This is a genomic window from Streptomyces sp. NBC_01428 (assembly GCF_036231965.1).
Classification (GTDB): Bacteria; Actinomycetota; Actinomycetes; order Streptomycetales; family Streptomycetaceae; genus Streptomyces.
Genome location: NZ_CP109499.1, coordinates 7,838,229 through 7,857,158, shown reverse-complemented (window position 1 = coordinate 7,857,158; position 18,930 = coordinate 7,838,229). Strand labels below are relative to the sequence as shown.

Here is an 18,930-nt window from a genome sequence, read left to right as displayed (position 1 = left end):
CCGCGGCGCTCGGCGTGCGGGTCAGCGGGCGGCCGACGCGGAGGCGGAGGCTGCCGGGGAGGCTGAGGCGGCCGGGGAGGCGCTCTTGCGGCTCTGGTTCCGGTTGAACTCGGCGACGTTGCGCTGGTGCTCCTCGTAGCTGGCCGTGAAGCGGGTGTCGCCCGGCTTGACCGTGACGAAGTACAGCCAGTCGCCGGCGGGCGGGTTGATCGCGACGCGCATCGCCTCCTCGCCGGGGTTGGCGATCGGCGTGGGCGGCAGCCCCATGCGCTGGTAGGAGTTGTAGGGGCTGTTGAGCCGGGTGTCCTTCTGCGTGGTGTTCAGCGTGGAGCGGTTCATCGCGTAGTTGATCGTGGAGTCCATCTGCAGCGGCATGCCGCGTTCCAGGCGGTTGAAGATGACCCGGGCCACCTTGCCCATGTCCGCGGGGGTCGCCGCCTCCGACTGGACGATGCTCGCGATGGTGACGGCCTGGTAGACGTTCATCGCGTTGCGCTGGGCTCCCGCGGCGACCGGCGCTCCGTTGAACTTCTTGTTCGCGGTGTCGACCATGAAGGTGAGCAGCGACTCGGGCGTCGACTTCTTGCCGAGCGGATACGTCGCCGGGAAGAGATAGCCCTCGGGATTGCCCTCGGCGTCGTTGGGAAGCTTCAGGTTCGCCTTGGCGAGGGACTTCTTCGTGGTGCCCGCGGGCATCCGCAGGGCCTTGTCGACGGCTGTGTAGACCTGGCCGGAGCGCCAGCCCTCCGGGATGACCAGGGCCTTGGGGGCCTCGTCCTGGTCCCTTCCCATGCTGAGCAGCGGCACCGCCACGGCGGTGGCCGCCACGACGGCTCCGGTCGCGATGAGGGCGACCCGGCCCCGGCGCGTCAGTCGAATCGTGCTCCGTGGCGGAGTGTTCATCTGCATGACGGGCACGTTAACCCGCTAATGCACACAAACCCGGCATATCGTCATCTTGTCGGCTCCAGTTGGGCGTCCCGGTCCACGAGGGCGGCGTAGCGGCCGCCCTGCTCCAGGAGTTCCTCGTGCGTTCCGCGCTCGACCGCGCGGCCGGAGTCGAGGACCACGATCTGATCGGCGCCACGGATCGTGGACAGCCGGTGGGCGATGGTGATCGTGGTGCGGTTGGCCGACAGGGAGTCGATGGCCTCCTGCACGGCGTGCTCCGTACGGGTGTCCAGCGCACTGGTCGCCTCGTCGAGAACGAGCACGGGCGGGTCGCGCAGGATGGTGCGGGCGATGGCGAGGCGCTGCTTCTCGCCGCCGGAGAATCGGTGGCCCCGTTCGCCGACGACCGTGTCGTACCCGTCGGGCAGTGCGGCGATGTGGTCGTGGATCTGGGCCGCGCGCGCCGCCGTGTGCAGCTCCTCGTCGGTGGCGTCGGGCTTGGCGAACCTCAGGTTCTCCGCGACCGAGGCATGGAAGAGGTAGGTCTCCTGCGAGACGACGCCGACCGCGCGGGCCAGGGTGTCGAAGTCGAGGTCGCGCACGTCCACCCCGTCCAGGGTCACGCGGCCGCCGGTGACGTCGTACAGGCGCGGCACCAGGTAACTGAGCGTGGACTTGCCGGAGCCGGTCGGCCCGACGACGGCGAGGCTGCCGCCGGCCGGGACGGTGACGTCGATGGCGTCGAGGATCGGGGCGCCCTTGTCGTCGTAGCGGAACTCGACGTCCTCGAAGCGGATCTCCCCCTTGACCTGGTCGAGGTGGACCGGACGCTCGGGCTCCGTGATGTCGATCGGCAGGTCGAGATACTCGAAGATGCGCTGGAAGAGCGCCAGGGAGGTCTGGATCTGCACACCGGTGGACAGCAGGCTGACCGTCGGCCGGAACAGGCCCTGCTGGAGGGAGACGAAGGCGACGAGGGTGCCGATCGAGATGGTCGGCCCGCCGAGCTGGAGGGCGACGCCCGCGGTCCAGTAGATGAAGGCGGGCATGGCGGCCATGACGATGCCGATGACGGACATGCGCCAGCGTCCCGCCATGTTCGACCGCACTTCGAGGTCGACCAGCCCCTCGGACTCGTCGGCGAAGGACTTCGTCAGCGAGTCCGACCGGCCCATGGTGCGGCCGAGGAGGATGCCGCTGACGGAGAGCGACTCGGTGACGGTGGCGGCCATCGCGGCCATCTGCTTCTGCCGCTGGGTGGTGATCCGCTTGCGTTCGTTGCCGACACGGCGGCTGATCCAGACGAAGACCGGGAGCAGGAGCAGCGAGACCACGGTCAGGCGCCAGTCCAGGGCGACCATGGCGACGATGGTCGCGATCACGCTGGTGAGGTTCGAGACCAGGGAGGTCGCGGTGGAGGTGACGGTGGCCTGCATGCCGCCGATGTCGTTGGCGATGCGGGACTGGACCTCGCCCGTGCGCGTCCTGGTGAAGAAGGCCAGCGACATGCGCTGGAGCCGGCCGTAGACGGCGGTGCGCAGGTCGTGCATCACGCGCTGGCCGACGGTCGTGGAGATCAGGGTCTGCAGGACGCCGAAGACACCGCTCAGGACGGCGCTGAGGATCATGCCGAGCGCGAGAAGGCTCAGCAGGCCCGTGCGGCCCTGCGGGATGGCGGTGTCCAGGATCGCCTTCAGCAGGAAGGGCGTGGCCACGGACACGAGGGACGCGGCGCCGACCAGCAGGCCGACGATCGCGAGGCGGCCCCGGTAGGGGCGGAAGAGGCTCAGGATGCGCCGCACCTGCCGGGGCTGTTCCTTGTCGGCAGGTGGCGGGCTCCACGTGATGTGTTCGGGAGGCAATGGACTCCTAGGGAAACGGGACTGTGGGAAGCACGGGACCACGGGTCCATGCTGCACGCGAGGACCACGGGCGCACCGTGAGGATCCGGCGATTGACGGAGCCTAGCTCATTGTTACCTATACTCACAATGAACCGCATCCTGATATTGTTCCCGCATGACCACCCCCGATGCCGACGGCCTGCTCGCCGAGCAGTTGCTGCGCCTCACGCGGCGCGTGCACCGCATCCAGAAGCGCCATCTGGAGCAGCGCGAGCTGGGCATCACACCGGCCCAGTCGCGCCTGCTGCGCACCCTCGCGCACTACAGCTCACCGCCTCGGATGGCCGATCTCGCCGAGCGCCTCGAAGTGGTGCCGCGGGCCGTGACCACCCTGGTGGACGCCCTGGAGTCCGGTGGGAAGGTGCGCCGGGTCCCGGATCCCACCAACCGGCGCGTGATCCGCATCGAGGTCACGGACGAGGGCCGCTCCGCCCTGCGGGAGCTGCGTGCCGCGCGCCGTGGCGCCGCGGAGGAGATCCTGGCTCCATTGACGGACGAGCAGCGTGAGGTGCTCGGCGGACTGCTGGACACCTTGGTGGACGGAGTGCCGAGGGCCGAGCATCCCTGCTGACGCGGCTCGGCGCCCGAGGTCGGCGCCGGAGTTGTCGGGCACGGGTGCGGTGCCGGGACGGTTCGGCCGCGGCGGCGCCGCCGGGAGGTCCGGCGGAGCGGTCCGGCGGAAACACTGACGTCGGTGGCGCCGCGAGTCCGTCACGGGCGCCCTCACCCGGTCGTCCGGTGAGCCCGTGAGGAGTGGTGCGCGATGCCCCTGCTGGAGCCCGACCCCGAGGCCCTGCGCCCCGACGCGCGTCCCGGGGCGCCCGCGCCCGACCGGGTCCCCGAGGACCGCGCCGGAGGCACCCCCGAGCCCCTTCGCGGCGAGCTGATCGCCCTGCTAGGCGCCGACAAGGTGCTCACCGGGATATCCGACCTGGTGCGCTACGCCTCCGACGCCAGCCCGTACCGCTTCCTGCCCCGGGTCGTCGTGGTCCCCGAGGACATCGACGACGTCTCGGCCGTCCTCTCGTACGCGCACGGCAAGGGCCGCGAGGTCGTGTTCCGTGCGGCGGGCACCTCGCTCAACGGCCAGGCGCAGGGCGAGGACATCCTCGTCGACGTGCGCCGCCACTGGACCGGCGTCGAGGTCCTCGACGGCGGCGCGCGGGCCCGCATCGCACCGGGTACGACGATCGCCCGCGTCAACGCGGCGCTCGCCCGCCACGGGCGCGTGCTCGGCCCCGATCCGGCGAGCGCGGTCGCCTGCACGGTCGGCGGGGTGGTCGCGAACAACGCCTCCGGCATGACGGCGGGGATCCATCGCAACTCCTACCGCACCCTTGCCTCGCTCACGTTCGTCCTGCCGTCGGGCACCGTCGTGGACACGGCCCAGCCCGATGCGGACGAGCAGCTCGCGCACGCCGAACCGGACCTGTGCGCCGGGCTCCTGCGTCTCAAGGCGGAGATCGAGTCCGACGCGGCCCTGACGGCCCGCATCCGCGCCAAGTACGCGATCAAGAACACCAACGGCTACCGCCTCGACGCCTTCCTCGACGGCTCCACACCGGTCGAGATCCTGCGGGGCCTGATGGTCGGCTCGCAGGGCACGTTCGGCTTCATCTCGGAAGTCGTCCTCGACACCCTGCCCCTGGAGCAGCGGGTCACGGCGGGGCTGTTCTTCTTCGGCTCGCTGACCGCCGCGGCCGCCGCCGTTCCCCTGTTCACCGCCGCGGGCGCCTCGGCCGTCGAGCTGATGGACGGCAACACCCTGCGTGCCTCGGTGAGCGTCGAGGGCGTGCCCGGCGACTGGGCGGACCTGCCCGGGCCGACGACCGCGCTGCTCGTCGAGTTCCGCGCCGCGGACGAGGCCGCGCAGGAGGCGTACGAGGAGAAGGCGCGCGCGGTGCTGGAGGGACTGACGACGGTCTCCCCGGTGGCGTCGGTGACGAACTCCCTCACCCGCGACCGGACGACCGTCGCCGGGTACTGGAAGGCGCGCAAGGCGTTCGTCACGGCGGTCGGCGGGGCGCGGCCGTCCGGTACGACCCTGATCACGGAGGACTTCGCGGTGCCGCCGGAGCGGCTCGCGGAGGCCTGCGAGGCACTCCTCGACCTCCAGACCCGGCACGGTTTCGACGCGGCGGTCGCGGGCCACGCCGCGCACGGCAACCTGCACTTCCTGCTGGCCTTCGACGCGTCCCGCGAGGACGACGTGGAGCGGTACGCCGCGTTCATGGACGCGTTCTGCCGGCTCACCGTCGAGCGTTTCGACGGCTCACTGAAGGCCGAACACGCCACCGGCCGCAACATCGCGCCCTTCCTGGAGCTCGAATGGGGGCCGGTGGCGACGGACTTGATGTGGCGGACGAAGCAACTGATCGATCCGGACGGGGTGCTCGCGCCCCGCGTCGTCCTCGACCGTGATCCGCGGGCGCACCTGCGGGGACTGAAGACCATCCCGCGCATCGAGGCCATCGCCGACCCGTGCATCGAGTGCGGCTTCTGCGAACCGACCTGTCCCAGCCAGGACCTGACGACCACACCGCGCCAACGGATCGTGCTGCGCCGGGAGATGATGCGCCAGCCCGACGGCTCACCGGTCGAGGACAGTCTCCTGGACGCCTACGGGTACGACGCCGTGGACACCTGCGCCGGCGACTCGACCTGCGGACTCGCCTGTCCCCTCGGCATCGACACGGGCGCCCTGATGAAGGACTTCCGGCGCGCGCGTCACTCGCCGCGCGAGGAGCGCGTGGCGGCGCTGGCCGCGCGGAACTTCCGGGCGCTCGAAGCCTCGGCGCGGCTGGCCGTCGCCATCGCGGACCGGGTCGGCGACCGGCGGGTGGGCGCCGCGACACGGATGGCGCGCAAGGCCGTACGGCCGGACCTCGTGCCCGAGTGGCTGCCCCGGATGCCCGGGGCGGCGCCCGCGTCCCTGCCGGACACCGCGCGGGTGGGGGCCGTCGCCGTCTACTACCCGGCCTGCGTCAACCGCATCTTCGGCAGCCCCGGAGACGTGTCGCTCGCGCAGGCCGTCGTCGCGGTCTCCGAGCGCGCGGGCCGACCGGTCTGGATCCCGGACGACGTGAAGGGCACGTGCTGCGCGACGATCTGGCACTCCAAGGGGTACGACGCGGGCAACGCCGTCATGGCCAACCGGATCGTCGAGGCCGCCTGGGGCTGGACCGCGGGCGGGCGGCTGCCGCTCGTCGTGGACGCCTCGTCCTGCACGCTCGGCATCGCGCGCGAGGTCGTGCCTCACCTGACCCCCGACAACAGGGAGTTGCACGCCGCACTGACGGTGGTCGACTCCCTGGTGTGGGCGGCGGAGGAACTGCTCCCCCACCTCACCGTGCGCCGCACCGTCGGCTCCGCGGTGCTCCATCCGACCTGCTCCATGCGGCACTTGGGCGACGAGGAACAACTGCGTGCGGTGGCCGAGGCCTGCGCCGCGGAGGTGGTCGTACCGGACGACGCCGGGTGCTGCGCCTTCGCGGGCGACCGCGGCATGCTCCACCGGGAACTCACCGAGTCGGCCACCCACGAGGAGGCGGCGTTCGTGGCCTCCCGCACCTTCGACGCGCATCTGTCGGCGAACCGCATGTGCGAGGTGGGGATGGACCACACGACGGGCCGCGGATACTACTCCGCGCTGCTGGAACTGGAGCGCGCGACCCGTGACCCCGCCGACGGCGGCGCGTCGGCCCGCTAGGCCTTGAGGTCCGCCTTGTCGCCCATGACCACGACCGGGTGCTGATCGGGGTCGAGCGTGCGCAGCAGGTATTCCATACCGGACTTGGGCAGGCTCACGCAGGCCGAGGTGCCGCTCCCGTGGTCCAGGTGGAGCCAGATGCCGCCGCCCTTCTCGTCACCCCAGGGGCGGGTGCCGTCGTCCGGCGGATTGCCCTTGAGGCGGTTGTAGTCGATGGCGATGACGTAGTCGAAGTCGTGCCAGTGCGACTTCGCCCAGTAGTGCGGTGCCTGGAAGTCCTCCGACTGCGTGTACGGCAGCCGGGCGCCCGGGTCGTCGAGCACGCCGCCCGCGTCGCTGAGCGTGTACACACCCACGGGACTGCGCTTGTCGTCCTCGTGGTGGTCGGTCGTCCAGCCCTTCTTGCCGTTGTGCGCGGCCCAGCTGATGGTCTTCTTCCAGTTCTTGCCGGACTTCGTGTACAGCACGGCGGTGGAGGTCGCCGAGTCCTTGCCCTCGCCGTAGACCGCCAGCACCTGCCCGGAGTCGGACGGGATCTTGTTCTGGAGCCGGTCACCCACGTCCGGGATGCGGGTCGGGTCCGCGGGGGGAGCGCTGGTGCGGGCCGCCTGTCCGGCCGATCCCGCGTTCCCCTTCACGTCCTTCGCCCCGCCGTCCGCCGAGCCACCACAGGCCGCGAGACCGACGGCGAGGGTCCCGCAGGTCACTGCGGCGAGCCCCGTACGCATCGCACCGTTCATTCGCATGCCGTCCATCCTCGCACCACGTAGCTGACGAATCGTCCTCTCCCGCTCCCCGGCCAGTCGCGGCCGATCAGGCCGGATCCATGCTCCCGGCCGGAAAATCGTTTGCCTTCCACCACGTTACGACGCGAACCTTTCACGGTTTGTTGCCGGTCTCCGCGACCGAATGCCACCGGTCTCCACGACCGGGGTGCGCCGCTCTCCACGACCGGCGGGTTGCCGGAGATCGGCGGCTCCTCCTCGCCCGCCTGACACGAGCCACTGGGACGTCATGCAGATCCAAGACCTTCCGTATCCCGACCCGGGTGTGCCGGACGCCCGCTCGGGTCCCCGATTCCTGTGGTGGCTCGGCCGGAATCAGCTGGGCGGACAGTTCAAGGCGCTGGCGTGGGGCCTGCTGCACTTCGTGGCTGTCTCCGCCCTGCCGTTCTGTGTGGGTATGGCCGTCCAGGCGGTCATCGACCGCTCCGGCACCCGGCTCGCCCTGACCGGTGGGCTCATGGCGCTGTGCGGCGCCGGCATCGCCCTCGGCGAGACCATGCTGCACCGCACCGCGGTCACCAACTGGATCACCGCGGCCGCGCGCGTCCAGCAACTGCTGGCCCGCAGGACCGCCCTGCTGGGCTCGGCGTTGACACGGCGCGTCGCGGCGGGCGAGGTGGTCGCCGTGTCGACCGGCGACGTCGAGAAGATCGGCTGGTTCGTCGAGGCGGTGTCCCGGTTCACGGCGGCCGCCCTGACGGTGGTGCTGGTCTGCGTCGGCCTGGTCGTCTACCAGCCGGCGCTCGGCGTCATCGTCGCCGTCGGCGTGCCGGTCCTCGCCCTCGCCGTGCTGCCCCTCCTGCCCCGCGCCACCGGACGGGCCGACGTCCAGCGGGAGAAGGCGGGGCGCGCCACCGAACTGGCCTCCGACACCGTCGCGGGCCTGCGGGTCCTGCGCGGCATCGGCGGCGAGGAACTCTTCCTCGACCGCTACCGCCGCGCCTCCCAGGAAGTCCGCCACGCCGCCGTACGCAGCGCCCGCATGTGGTCCCTGATCGCCGCGATCCAGGTACTGCTGCCGGGTCTGCTGATGATCGCCGTCGTCTGGCGCGGCGTGCTGCTGGCCCGCGACGGACGGATCGAGGTCGGTGAACTCGTCACCGTGTACAGCGCCGTCATGCTGCTCACCTATCCTCTGCGGCACTTCGAGGAGATCGCGATGGCCTGGTCGTTCTCGCGCCCGTCCGCCAAACGGGCCGCACGCGTCCTGGCCCTCGACCGCGCCATGGACAGTGACGGCTCACGCGCCGCGCAGACGCCGTCCGGTGATCTGTACGACCCGGCGACCGGTCTGCTCGCTCCGGCCGGCCGGCTGACCGCCGTGGTGTGCGGCGACCCGGACGTGGCGGGCCTGCTCGCCGAGCGCCTCGGCGGCCATCCGTCCGAGCGGACCGCCGAGGCCGGCGTCGAGGGGGTCGCGTCAGGCGGCTCGGTACTCCTCGGGAACGTGCCGCTGGACGAGCTGCCCCTCGACTCCGCACGCACCGCCGTCCTCGTCCAGGACAAGGACCCGGTGCTGCTGTCCGGCTCCCTGCGGGAACTGCTCGACGTGCCTGCCTCGGGGCTCGTCAGTGCCGCCTCGGCGCTGGAGGCCGCGCAGTGCGGTGACGTGCTGGACGCCCTCACCCAGGGTTCGCTGGATGCCGAGGACCCGATGGACGCACGCATCACCGAGCGCGGACGGTCCCTGTCGGGCGGCCAGCGCCAGCGACTCGCGCTGGCCCGGTCGCTGATCACCGACCCGGAGGTGCTCGTCCTGGACGAACCGACGTCCGCGGTCGACTCACACACCGAGGCCCGGATCGCCGAGGGGCTGCGGTCCCTGCGGGCCGGGCGGACGACGGTCGTGTTCACCTCCTCGCCGCTGCTCCTCGACCACGCGGACCGGGTGGTCCTCGTCCACGAGGGCCGGGTCGCCGCGGTCGGAGCGCACCGCCGACTGGTGCGCGACGAGCCGCTGTACCGGGCCGTGGTGACGCGGGAGACGGAGGAGGAGGCCGCCACCGAGGCCGCCGCACGGACCTCCCTGGGCGATGTGACCCCCGACGACGAAGCCGTGCTGAACGGCGTACTGGAAGAAATCGAGGAGACCGCATGATTGGCGTGGCGCCCCCGGCGTACGACCCGGCCGCCCCGACGACGGCGACCACCCTGCCCGTCGGCGCGCCCGCCACCGTACGCGCCTACGTGACCGACCTGTTCCGACGTCACCGCACGGCGTTCCTCCTGCTGGTCGGCGTCAACACCGTGGCCGTCGTGGCCTCGATGGCCGGGCCCTATCTGCTGGGCGCGGTCGTCGAACGGGTGACGGACCACACGCGTGACCTCCATCTGGGGCGCACCGCCGCCCTGTTCGTCGTCGCGCTCGTCGTCCAGGCCGTGTTCGTGCGGCAGGTGCGTCTGCGCGGTGCCGTGCTGGGCGAGCGCATGCTGGCCGACCTGCGCGAGGACTTCCTCGTACGGTCGGTCGGGCTGCCGCCCGGCGTACTGGAACGCGCCGGGACGGGCGATCTGCTGTCGCGCATCACCACCGACATCGACCGGCTCGCCAATGCCATGCGGGAGGCCGTTCCGCAGCTGGCCATCGGTGTGGTGTGGGCGGCACTGCTGCTCGGCGGACTCACCGTCACGGCACCGGCGCTCGCACCCGCGGTCCTGATCGCCGTCCCGCTGCTGGTCGTGGGCTGCCGCTGGTACTTCAAGCGGGCACCGGCCGCCTACCGGTCGGAGGCCGCGGGCTACGCGGCCGTCGCCGCCGTCCTCGCCGAGACCGTCGACGCCGGACGCACGGTCGAGTCCCACCGGCTGGGCAGGCGTCGCATCGACCTCTCGGACCGCCGCGTGAAGGAATGGACGGCGTGGGAGCGGTACACGCTCTGGCTGCGGTCCGTGCTCTTCCCCGTCGTCAACATCACCCATGTGACGGTGCTCTGCTCGGTCCTGATGGTCGGCGGGGTCTTCGCCCTCCACGGCTGGATCGGGGTGGGCCAGCTGACGACGGGCGCGCTCATCGCGCAGATGCTCGTCGACCCGGTGGGACTGGTCCTGCGCTGGTACGACGAGCTGCAGGTCGCCCAGGTCTCGCTGGCCCGTCTCGTCGGTGTCCGGGACATCGAGCCCGCCGCGAGCGATCCCGGCGTGGCACCGGACGGGCGTGACGTCCACGCGGACGGGGTCCACTTCGGCTACCGGGCCGGCGTCGACGTGCTCCGTGACGTCACCCTGGCCGTCCCGCCCGGGACCCGGGTCGCGCTCGTCGGCCCGTCCGGCGCGGGCAAGTCCACGCTGGGCCGGCTGCTCGCCGGGATCTACGCACCCCGGGAAGGCCGGATCACCCTCGGCGGCGCGGAACTGTCCCGGATGCCCGCCGAAGAGGTCCGCTCCCACGTGGCCCTCGTCAACCAGGAGCACCACGTCTTCGTGGGTTCCCTGCGCGACAACCTGCTGCTGGCCGTCCCGCGCGCCCGGCAGGGTCCGGCCGCGGGCACGCCCGCGGCCGCTCCTGTCGACTCCGCCGACGTCGACGCCTCCGTCGAGGCCCGTTTGTGGGCGGCCCTCGGAGCGGTGGACGCCGACGGCTGGGCCCGGGCGCTGGACGACGGCCTGGACACCGAGGTGGGGTCGGGCGGGTTCGCGCTCACACCCGCGCAGGCCCAGCAGATCGCCCTCGCCCGGCTGGTGCTCGCGGACCCGCACACGCTGGTCCTGGACGAGGCGACCTCGCTGCTGGACCCTCGTGCGGCGCGCCATCTGGAACGTTCCCTGGCCCGGGTCCTGGACGGCCGCACCGTCATCGCGATCGCACACCGGCTGCACACGGCCCATGACGCGGATGTCATCGCCGTCGTCGAGAACGGCCGGATCAGCGAGCTGGGCAGCCACGACCAGCTGGTCGCCGCCGACGGCGCCTACGCGGCCCTGTGGCGGTCCTGGCACGGGTGAGTCGGGGGCTGGCGAGTGGGGGGCCGGCCAGTCGGGGGTGAGTGAGTCGGGCGCGGGCAGCCCGCGGGGTTGGGCAGCGGCCCGCCCCGGGGTGGCTGCGGGCGCTCCGGCGTCGGCAGGTCGTGGCCCGGCGGAGCGGGCCACGCCGGGGTGGGCCTGCCTCACCCGCGTGCGGCACGGACGGGACGCGCGGCACGGAAGTGAACGGCCCGGGCGCCACGGACCGGGGCGATCCTCCCGGCGTCGGCCGCCCGGGCACCCGGCGTCCCGATTCGGGGCGGGAGCGGGACCCCACCTGCCTTCGAAGGCCTGCTGCGACCTGTGGCTGACCCCGTCGACGGCCCCCGTTGCACCCCAGGTCCGCCCCTGTGGCGTTGCGCGGTGCCGAAGGGGGGTGGAAGGCTGGATGTGGACACCCGCTCGGGGGACCCCCGGGAACCACCCGGTTCGCGTGGGGCGACAGCCGTGTCCCGTGGCCCGAGTGCCCGTCGTCGGTTTCGGCGGCGCCGGTCCCGTCCGCACCCCCTGGAGGTACTCGTGGACAGCGCCGACGGTTGGGGAGACGAGGTCTACCAGCCCGACGGATCCGAGGTACAGGACGACGCGGGGCTGCTCGACGCGGAGGACACTCTCACCACCGACGGCGTCGACGATCCCCTGGACCGCGGCTGGTCCCCGCCCGAGCGGCCCTGGGCGGTGGAGCACCAGGGCGTGACCGCGTCGGAGGCCGTCGCCGGCGAGACCCTTGACGAGCGCCTCGCCGAGGAGCTGCCCGACGTCGCCGCGTCGGACGGCGACGGCATCGGTGACTGCGAGGACACCGACGGCGAGCCCCTCGACGACGAGGTCGGCGACCGTCGCTCGGGCCGTCTGGTGGCACCGGACGAGGGGGCGCACGAGGATGAGGAGAGCGGGCTCATCGCGACGGACATCGGTATCGACGGCGCCGCGGCCTCGGCCGAGGAGGCCGCCATGCACATCGTCGACGAGGACTCCGTGTCCGGCTGACCGACGCCCGGCCCAGGTCACTGCCCCGAAGGAGCATCCATGCAGCAGGACAAGCAGCCCGACTACCACGCCGTGGTCTTCCGCGACCGCAGCGCCGGCTACGCCTTCCTCACCCGGTCCACCGCCACGAGCGAGCGCACCATCGAGTGGGACGACGGGGAGACCTATCCGGTCGTGGACGTGGAGATCTCCTCGGAGAGCCACCCGTTCTACACGGGTAAGGCCCGCACCGTGGACTCCGAGGGCCGCGTCGCCCAGTTCGAGCGTCGGTACGGAGGCGGCGGACAGGGTTCCGACGGAGCCGGGAACGCCTGAGCCGTGCCGGCCTCCCGAGGGAGTCCGGCTCAGATGAAGTTCATCGCGGCCGCGCAGCCCACGCCGCCCAGCAGCATGAAGGCGGGCATCAGCACCTTGAGCTCGACCCAGCTGCCGGCGCGGAACCGCATCACCTTGGGCGGCCCGATCGGGTACCACCGCTTGCGACCGACCGGGATGGGCCACAGGATCGGGCAGCCGGACACCGTGAGCGCGTCCCCGATGTCGTGAACGAGCGCGCCGAGGACGATCGGCAGGCCGAGCCACAGGTACTCCTGGCCGGGCGAGGTGAACAGCCAGTCCGAGCCGTTGCCCGGCTTGTCCAGAATTCCGGCGAGGATCCAGGCGCTCGTCGCGGCGAGGAGCCAGACCAGCACGTCGCTGCTGGACCCGCGGGCGGCCCGCCACAGCAGGCCCTCGATGGCGAGGACCATGTGGACGAAGAGGAGGGCGAGGACGGCCCAGCGGCCGCCGGTGATCGCCAGCACTGAGGCGCCGGCGCCTATGAGCACGGCCCACAGCCAGGTGTGCGTCAGTGTGCGGTGGCCGCCGGAGCGTCGGGGGTCGCCCTGCTTCCTGGTGCCCTTGTAGACGGCGTACGACAGCTTGTCGACAATCTCGCACAGGCCCCTCGATACGGGTCCGAAGGCGCGCGAGATGGTGGCCGCCTTGTGGTCGAGGTCCGGGGCGAGCGCGGCACCGGCGCAGATCAGCGCGCCGACCAGGAGGACCGGCCAGGGCATGGTGTGACCGGCCGCGGCGGCGGCCGCTCCGACGCCGAGCCAGGCCGCGGCTCCCGACAGTGAGTGTGCTGGTCCCATCATGGCCGTTCCCCGCCCCATTCCTCTTGTGCCGCTGCCCAGTTGCCCGTGCGCGCTGACGCGTCGTCGGCGACACAGCGTAGCGTTCGTGATCATCGGACCGGCATCCGATTCCCCCATAGCGTGCGTCGGCAGGCAAGATGGGTGCGTGACCCTCATCGATCAGCTGCCGCAGACCGCAGACCCCGACGCCCTTTACGAAGCCTTCGAGTCGTGGGCCGGGGAACGCGGTCTCACGCTCTACCCCCACCAGGAGGAGGCGCTGATCGAGGTGGTCTCGGGGGCGAATGTGATCGTCTCCACGCCCACCGGCTCGGGCAAGAGCATGATCGCCGCGGGCGCCCACTTCGCCGCGCTCGCCCGGGACGAGGTCACCTTCTACACCGCGCCCATCAAGGCGCTGGTCTCGGAGAAGTTCTTCGAGCTGTGCAAGATGTTCGGCACCGAGAACGTCGGCATGCTCACCGGTGACGCGTCCGTGAACGCCGACGCCCCGGTCATCTGCTGCACGGCCGAGGTGCTCGCCTCCATCGCGCTGCGGGACGGCAAGCAGGCCGATGTGGGCCAGGTCGTCATGGACGAGTTCCATTTCTACGCCGAGGGCGACCGCGGCTGGGCCTGGCAGATCCCGATCCTGGAACTCCCCCAGGCGCAGTTCATCCTGATGTCGGCGACGCTCGGTGACGTCTCGATGTTCGAGAAGGACCTCACGCGCCGCACCGGGCGTCCCACCTCGGTGGTCCGGTCCGCGACCCGGCCGGTCCCGCTCTCCTACGAGTACGTCCTCACTCCGCTGACGGAGACGCTCACCGAGCTGCTCGCCACGAAGCAGGCCCCGGTCTACATCGTGCACTTCACTCAGGCGCAGGCCGTGGAGCGGGCGCAGGCGCTGATGAGCATCAACATGTGCACGCGTGAGGAGAAGGACCAGATCGCCGCACTGATCGGCAACTTCCGCTTCACCACCAAGTTCGGCCAGAACCTCTCGCGTTACGTCCGGCACGGCATCGGTGTGCACCACGCCGGCATGCTGCCCAAGTACCGGCGCCTGGTGGAGAAGCTGGCCCAGGCCGGTCTTCTGAAGGTCATCTGTGGCACGGACACGCTCGGGGTGGGCGTCAACGTCCCCATCCGCACCGTGCTGTTCACCGCGCTCACGAAGTACGACGGCACCCGGGTCCGGACGCTGCGGGCGCGCGAGTTCCACCAGATCGCCGGACGCGCCGGGCGTGCGGGCTTCGACACGGCGGGCTACGTCGTCGCGCAGGCGCCGGAGCACGTCATCGAGAACGAGAAGTCGCTCGCGAAGGCGGGCGACGACCCGAAGAAGCGCCGCAAGGTGGTGCGCAAGAAGGCTCCCGAGGGCTTCGTCGGGTGGACGGACAGCACCTTCGAGAAGCTCATCGCCGCCGATCCCGAGCCGCTGACCTCGCGCTTCCGGGTCACGCACACGATGCTGCTGTCGGTGATCGCACGGCCCGGCAACGCCTTCGACGCGATGCGCCATCTCCTCGAGGACAACCACGAGCCGCGCAAGCAGCAGCTCCGGCACATCCGGCGGGCGATCGCGATCTACCGCTCGCTCCTCGACGGCGGCATCGTCGAGAAGCTCGACGAGCCCGACCCGACCGGCCGCATCGTGCGCCTCACCGTCGACCTTCAGCAGGACTTCGCGCTCAACCAGCCCCTGTCGACGTTCGCGCTCGCCGCGTTCGACCTTCTGGAGCCCGAATCGCCGTCCTACGCCCTCGACATGGTCTCGGTCGTGGAGTCCACGCTGGACGATCCGCGACAGATCCTCGCGGCGCAGCAGAACAAGGCCCGTGGCGAGGCCGTGGCCGCGATGAAGGCCGACGGTGTGGAGTACGAGGAGCGCATGGAGCGGCTCCAGGACGTGTCGTACCCCAAGCCCATGGAGGAGCTGCTCTTCCACGCGTACAACGTGTACCGCAAGAGCCACCCGTGGGTCGGTGACCATCCTCTGTCGCCGAAGTCCATCATCCGCGACATGTACGAACGGGCCATGACCTTCACGGAGTTCGTGTCCTTCTACGAACTCGCCCGCACCGAGGGCATCGTGCTGCGCTACCTGGCGAGTGCCTACAAGGCGCTCGAGCACACCGTCCCGGACGACCTGAAGTCCGAGGATCTGGAGGACCTGATCGCCTGGCTGGGCGAGATGGTGCGCCAGGTCGACTCCAGCCTTCTCGACGAGTGGGAGCAGCTCGCCAATCCCGAGGTGATGACGGCGGAGGAGGCGCAGGAGAAGGCCGACCAGGTCAAGCCGGTCACGGCGAACGCCCGCGCTTTCCGTGTCCTCGTCCGCAACGCGATGTTCCGCAGGGTGGAACTGGCGGCGCTCGACCACGTCCACGAACTCGGCGAGCTGGACGCCGACGCCGGCTGGGACGCCGACGCGTGGGGCGACGCGATGGACAAGTACTGGGACGAGTACGAGGACCTCGGCACCGGTCCCGACGCTCGCGGCCCGAAGCTGCTGTCGATCGTCGAGGAGCCGCAGAACGGTCTGTGGCGTGTCCGGCAGACCTTCGCCGATCCGAACGGCGATCACGACTGGGGCATCAGTGCGGAGGTCGACCTGGTGGCCTCCGACGCGGAAGGCCGTGCCATCGTCAAGGTCACCGACGTCGGCCAGCTGTGAGCACGGGAGAGAACCACGGATGACGAATCCTGCCGAGAGACTCGTCGACCTGCTCGACCTGGAGCAGATCGAGGTCAACATCTTCCGGGGCCGGAGCCCGCAGGAGTCCCTCCAGCGGGTCTTCGGCGGACAGGTGGCGGGCCAGGCGCTGGTGGCCGCCGGCCGCACGACCGAGGGCGACCGGCCGGTGCACTCGCTGCACGCGTACTTCCTGCGCCCGGGCCGACCGGGTGTGCCGATCGTGTACCAGGTCGAACGGGTGCGGGACGGGCGGTCGTTCACCACGCGCCGGGTCACCGCGGTGCAGCAGGGCCGCACGATCTTCAATCTCACCGCCTCCTTTCACAAGCCTGAGGAAGGGAGCTTCGAGCACCAGCTGCCGCCGGCCCGTGAGGTCCCGGACCCCGAGTCCCTGCCGACGGTGTCGCAGGAGATCAAGGAGCATCTGGGGGCTCTGCCCGAAGCGTTGGAGCGCATGGCGCGGCGTCAGCCGTTCGACATCCGCTATGTGGACCGGCTGCGTTGGACGCCCGAGGAGACGAAGGACGCCGAGCCGCGCAGCGCGGTGTGGATGCGTGCCGTCGGCCCGCTGGGCGACGACCCGCTCGTGCACACCTGTGCTCTCACCTACGCGAGCGACATGACGCTCCTGGACGCCGTCCGGATCCCGGTGGAACCGCTGTGGGGTCCGCGTGGCTTCGACATGGCGTCGCTGGATCACGCCATGTGGTTCCACCGGCCGTTCCGTGCGGACGAGTGGTTCCTCTACGACCAGGAGTCCCCCATCGCGACGGGCGGACGCGGGCTGGCCCGCGGCCGCATCTACGACCAGGAGGGGCACCTGCTCGTCTCGGTCGTACAGGAAGGCCTGTTCAGGGCGCTGTAGGCAGGTCCGCGTCCGCGTTCCTGCGGCGCAGCCACCCGAGGAGCCTCCGCGAGCGGGCGACGTCCGGCGCGTCGGTGGCGTCGGTCGTACGGGCGGGTGCCGGTGGCCGGTTCCGGGGAGTGGCCGGCATCGGCGGGACCGAGGACACGCTGGGCCGGGGCGCGGGCCGGTCCTCCCGTGCCTCGGAGAGGGTCTGGCGCAGGTCGGCCCGGAGCCACCCGATCTCGTCGGGATCGTCCGCCGTCATGATGCGCTCGGCGATCAGTGCCGAGGGCGAGTCCGGAGCCGCGCTGGAAGCCCGGTCGGGCCGGAGACGGTTGAGGTAGGCACGCTCGTGGGGGTCCCGTGCGACCTCGGCGACCGCAGCGGGGTCGAGCAACGACGCCACGACGGCGGCACGAGCCCAGGGGTCCTCGGACTGCCGGAGCTGGAAACCCAGGTGGCGTCCGCGCCAGTTGCGGGGCCGGAGATCGACGCCTTCTTCGAGCTGACCGCGGAGTCCTTCGGGCGTCCGGCCCTTCATCAACGGGGCGTGCTTCTCGTCGGCGGCGAACTGCCGCAATTCTTCGGCGAGATACAGCCAGACGATCGCCCTGTATCGGTTCAGATAGAACTTGACGGGCACCACGAGGCCCAGGCGTGCGAGGCGGGTGAACCGGGTGGTCGTCATACCCATGAGCGCGGCGCCCTCCGTGGTGCCGACCGCCTTCACCCGCTCGTGCAGGGTCTCGGGGAATCCGGCCTCGGAACGCAGGCGGTCGATCTCGGCGCGGGCGACCCTGCGTCCCCCACCTCCCTCGTCGGGGAGGGTACGCACGCAGCCGAGGTGCACGGCCAGGTCGAACTCTCCGCGCCTGAGCTCCAGTTCTCGCGCGGCGCGGCCGAGCGACGTGGTGGCGGACTGGGTGATGGTGCTGCCGGCGGTCATGACGGTTCTCCCCCGTGGAGTCGGATGCTCGCGCCGTGTGCGCTCGCCTCGGAAAAAACCGTATCCGGCCGGACGGACATCGCGTCGAGCCTGTGGAAAACTCTGACCGCGACGACGTAGCAGCAGGTCAGAGGTCTGTGGCGGGCCTGCTGCCCGGCAGTCGCGCGTCCACGCCGAGGTGCTCGCCGACCCGGTTCACCAGCAACGTCATCTCGTACGCGACCTGGCCGATGTCCGCCTCGGCACCGCTGAGGACGCACAGACAGCTGCCCGCGCCGGCCGCGGTGACGAAGAGCACGGCGTCGTCGAACTCGACCATCGTCTGCCGTACGTGCCCGGCGCCGAAGTGGCGTCCGGAGCCCTTGGCGAGGCTGTGCAGTCCCGACGAGACGGCGGCGAGGTGTTCGGCGTCCTCGCGTCGCAGCCCCGTACTCGCGCCGGTCACCAGCCCGTCGTTCGAGAGCACGAGGGCGTGCCGGACGTGCTCGACCCGCTGGGTGAGGTCGTCCAGCAGCCAGCCAAGTCCCGTGTTCTGTGCCATGATCCGGTCTCCCCGTGTGTCGTTTCCCCCCGACCGGAGGATTCGCCCAGCAAGCCTTCCCCACTGCCGCCCTCCGGGCAAGGAGGATGGGCGGCATGGCAGAGAAGATGACCGACGAGCAGTGGCGAGCGTTCGTCTCGCAGGGAACCCGCACGGGGAAGTTGTCCACCGTCCGGGCCGACGGCAGTCCGCACGTGGCACCGATCTGGTTCGTGCTGGACGGCGAGGACCTGGTGTTCAACACCGCGAAGGACAGCGTGAAGGGAAAGAACCTGGCGCGGGACGGCCGGGTCGCCCTGTGCGTGGACGACGACCGGCCGCCCTTCGCCTTCGTGGTGCTGGAGGGCCGGGCCGTGTTGTCGGAGGATGTCGACGATCTGCGGCACTGGGCCGCCCGGATCGGCGGCCGCTACATGGGCGAGGACCGCGCCGAGGAGTTCGGCAGGCGCAACGGCGTACCCGGTGAACTGCTCGTCCGCCTGCGGATCGAGAAGGTCCTGGCCTTCGCCGCCGTGGCCGACTGAGCGGTCACGACCCGG

15 protein-coding genes are annotated in these 18,930 nt (G+C 71.2%); 9 read left to right on the top strand and 6 right to left on the bottom strand.

Annotation, left to right across the window (positions count from 1 at the left end; translation table 11 throughout):
• Window positions 1-21 precede the first annotated feature (21 nt).
• On the bottom strand, window positions 22-909 hold the full coding sequence (gene mltG / locus OG406_RS34200; protein WP_329189497.1) for an endolytic transglycosylase MltG: 888 nt from the start codon (window positions 907-909) through the stop codon (window positions 22-24).
• Window positions 910-953: 44 nt separating this feature from the next.
• On the bottom strand, window positions 954-2,753 hold the full coding sequence (locus OG406_RS34195) for an ABC transporter ATP-binding protein (RefSeq protein WP_267052241.1): 1,800 nt from the start codon (window positions 2,751-2,753) through the stop codon (window positions 954-956).
• Window positions 2,754-2,909: 156 nt separating this feature from the next.
• Between OG406_RS34195 and OG406_RS34190 the strand changes: the two genes are divergently transcribed.
• Entirely contained in the window at window positions 2,910-3,365 is a 456-nt protein-coding gene (locus OG406_RS34190; protein ID WP_081222987.1) for a MarR family winged helix-turn-helix transcriptional regulator, read from the top strand.
• A 192-nt stretch (window positions 3,366-3,557) separates the two neighbouring features.
• Window positions 3,558-6,503 carry an FAD-binding and (Fe-S)-binding domain-containing protein gene (locus OG406_RS34185; RefSeq protein WP_329189493.1) on the top strand — a complete coding sequence of 982 codons (2,946 nt, stop codon included), beginning with the start codon at window positions 3,558-3,560 and terminating at the stop codon, window positions 6,501-6,503.
• On the opposite strand, the gene OG406_RS34180 is transcribed toward OG406_RS34185, so the two are convergent.
• A complete protein-coding gene (locus tag OG406_RS34180) occupies window positions 6,500-7,249 on the bottom strand; it encodes a L,D-transpeptidase family protein (RefSeq protein WP_239155744.1) in 750 nt (249 codons plus the stop codon). The two genes, OG406_RS34185 and OG406_RS34180, sit on opposite strands and share 4 nt — an antisense overlap.
• Window positions 7,250-7,517: 268 nt before the next feature.
• Between OG406_RS34180 and OG406_RS34175 the strand changes: the two genes are divergently transcribed.
• The 4 genes from OG406_RS34175 to OG406_RS34160 all read left to right on the top strand — a co-directional run bounded on the left by OG406_RS34175 (window position 7,518) and on the right by OG406_RS34160 (window position 12,553).
• Window positions 7,518-9,386: an ABC transporter ATP-binding protein gene (locus OG406_RS34175; RefSeq protein ID WP_329189490.1), complete on the top strand. Its 1,869-nt coding sequence runs from the start codon at window positions 7,518-7,520 to the stop codon at window positions 9,384-9,386.
• Entirely contained in the window at window positions 9,383-11,230 is a 1,848-nt protein-coding gene (locus tag OG406_RS34170) for an ABC transporter ATP-binding protein (protein ID WP_329189488.1), read from the top strand. Before OG406_RS34175 ends, OG406_RS34170 begins: the two co-directional genes overlap by 4 nt.
• Before the next feature lie 537 nt (window positions 11,231-11,767).
• On the top strand, window positions 11,768-12,238 hold the full coding sequence (locus OG406_RS34165; RefSeq protein WP_164374521.1) for a DUF5709 domain-containing protein: 471 nt from the start codon (window positions 11,768-11,770) through the stop codon (window positions 12,236-12,238).
• Window positions 12,239-12,277: 39 nt separating this feature from the next.
• Window positions 12,278-12,553 carry a type B 50S ribosomal protein L31 gene (locus tag OG406_RS34160; RefSeq protein ID WP_081222992.1) on the top strand — a complete coding sequence of 92 codons (276 nt, stop codon included), beginning with the start codon at window positions 12,278-12,280 and terminating at the stop codon, window positions 12,551-12,553.
• Window positions 12,554-12,582: 29 nt separating this feature from the next.
• On the opposite strand, the gene OG406_RS34155 is transcribed toward OG406_RS34160, so the two are convergent.
• On the bottom strand, window positions 12,583-13,377 hold the full coding sequence (locus OG406_RS34155) for a metal-dependent hydrolase (protein ID WP_164374522.1): 795 nt from the start codon (window positions 13,375-13,377) through the stop codon (window positions 12,583-12,585).
• A 145-nt stretch (window positions 13,378-13,522) separates the two neighbouring features.
• Here OG406_RS34155 and OG406_RS34150 point away from each other — a divergent pair, with 145 nt between their 5' ends.
• Both OG406_RS34150 and OG406_RS34145 read left to right on the top strand, forming a co-directional pair.
• Window positions 13,523-16,036 (top strand): DEAD/DEAH box helicase, encoded by a 2,514-nt coding sequence (locus OG406_RS34150; protein WP_164374523.1) that lies wholly within the window; start codon window positions 13,523-13,525, stop codon window positions 16,034-16,036.
• A gap of 19 nt (window positions 16,037-16,055) precedes the next feature.
• Window positions 16,056-16,922, top strand: a complete 867-nt coding sequence (locus OG406_RS34145) for an acyl-CoA thioesterase (RefSeq protein ID WP_329189483.1) — start codon at window positions 16,056-16,058, stop codon at window positions 16,920-16,922.
• Here the strand turns inward: OG406_RS34145 and OG406_RS34140 are convergent.
• Together OG406_RS34140 and OG406_RS34135 are read right to left on the bottom strand one after the other, a co-directional pair.
• Window positions 16,909-17,850 carry a DUF6397 family protein gene (locus tag OG406_RS34140; protein WP_329189482.1) on the bottom strand — a complete coding sequence of 314 codons (942 nt, stop codon included), beginning with the start codon at window positions 17,848-17,850 and terminating at the stop codon, window positions 16,909-16,911. The two genes, OG406_RS34145 and OG406_RS34140, sit on opposite strands and share 14 nt — an antisense overlap.
• Window positions 17,851-17,977: 127 nt before the next feature.
• Window positions 17,978-18,391, bottom strand: coding sequence for a roadblock/LC7 domain-containing protein (locus OG406_RS34135; RefSeq protein ID WP_081222997.1), 414 nt, complete (start codon window positions 18,389-18,391; stop codon window positions 17,978-17,980).
• A 95-nt stretch (window positions 18,392-18,486) separates the two neighbouring features.
• Here OG406_RS34135 and OG406_RS34130 point away from each other — a divergent pair, with 95 nt between their 5' ends.
• Window positions 18,487-18,915, top strand: coding sequence for a PPOX class F420-dependent oxidoreductase (locus OG406_RS34130; protein WP_081222998.1), 429 nt, complete (start codon window positions 18,487-18,489; stop codon window positions 18,913-18,915).
• Window positions 18,916-18,930 lie beyond the last annotated feature (15 nt).

Excerpts from the sequence above, each read along its gene's own strand:
- mltG (WP_329189497.1), bottom strand. The coding sequence starts at position 909 with ATGCAGATGAACACTCCGCCACGGAGCACGATTCGACTGACGCGCCGG.
- OG406_RS34170 (WP_329189488.1), top strand. The coding sequence starts at position 9,383 with ATGATTGGCGTGGCGCCCCCGGCGTACGACCCGGCCGCCCCGACGACG.
- OG406_RS34175 (WP_329189490.1), top strand. The coding sequence starts at position 7,518 with ATGCAGATCCAAGACCTTCCGTATCCCGACCCGGGTGTGCCGGACGCC.
- OG406_RS34135 (WP_081222997.1), bottom strand. The coding sequence starts at position 18,391 with ATGGCACAGAACACGGGACTTGGCTGGCTGCTGGACGACCTCACCCAG.
- OG406_RS34185 (WP_329189493.1), top strand. The coding sequence starts at position 3,558 with ATGCCCCTGCTGGAGCCCGACCCCGAGGCCCTGCGCCCCGACGCGCGT.
- OG406_RS34190 (WP_081222987.1), top strand. The coding sequence starts at position 2,910 with ATGACCACCCCCGATGCCGACGGCCTGCTCGCCGAGCAGTTGCTGCGC.
- OG406_RS34140 (WP_329189482.1), bottom strand. The coding sequence starts at position 17,850 with ATGACCGCCGGCAGCACCATCACCCAGTCCGCCACCACGTCGCTCGGC.
- OG406_RS34145 (WP_329189483.1), top strand. The coding sequence starts at position 16,056 with ATGACGAATCCTGCCGAGAGACTCGTCGACCTGCTCGACCTGGAGCAG.
- OG406_RS34155 (WP_164374522.1), bottom strand. The coding sequence starts at position 13,377 with ATGATGGGACCAGCACACTCACTGTCGGGAGCCGCGGCCTGGCTCGGC.
- OG406_RS34130 (WP_081222998.1), top strand. The coding sequence starts at position 18,487 with ATGGCAGAGAAGATGACCGACGAGCAGTGGCGAGCGTTCGTCTCGCAG.
- OG406_RS34160 (WP_081222992.1), top strand. The coding sequence starts at position 12,278 with ATGCAGCAGGACAAGCAGCCCGACTACCACGCCGTGGTCTTCCGCGAC.
- OG406_RS34180 (WP_239155744.1), bottom strand. The coding sequence starts at position 7,249 with ATGCGAATGAACGGTGCGATGCGTACGGGGCTCGCCGCAGTGACCTGC.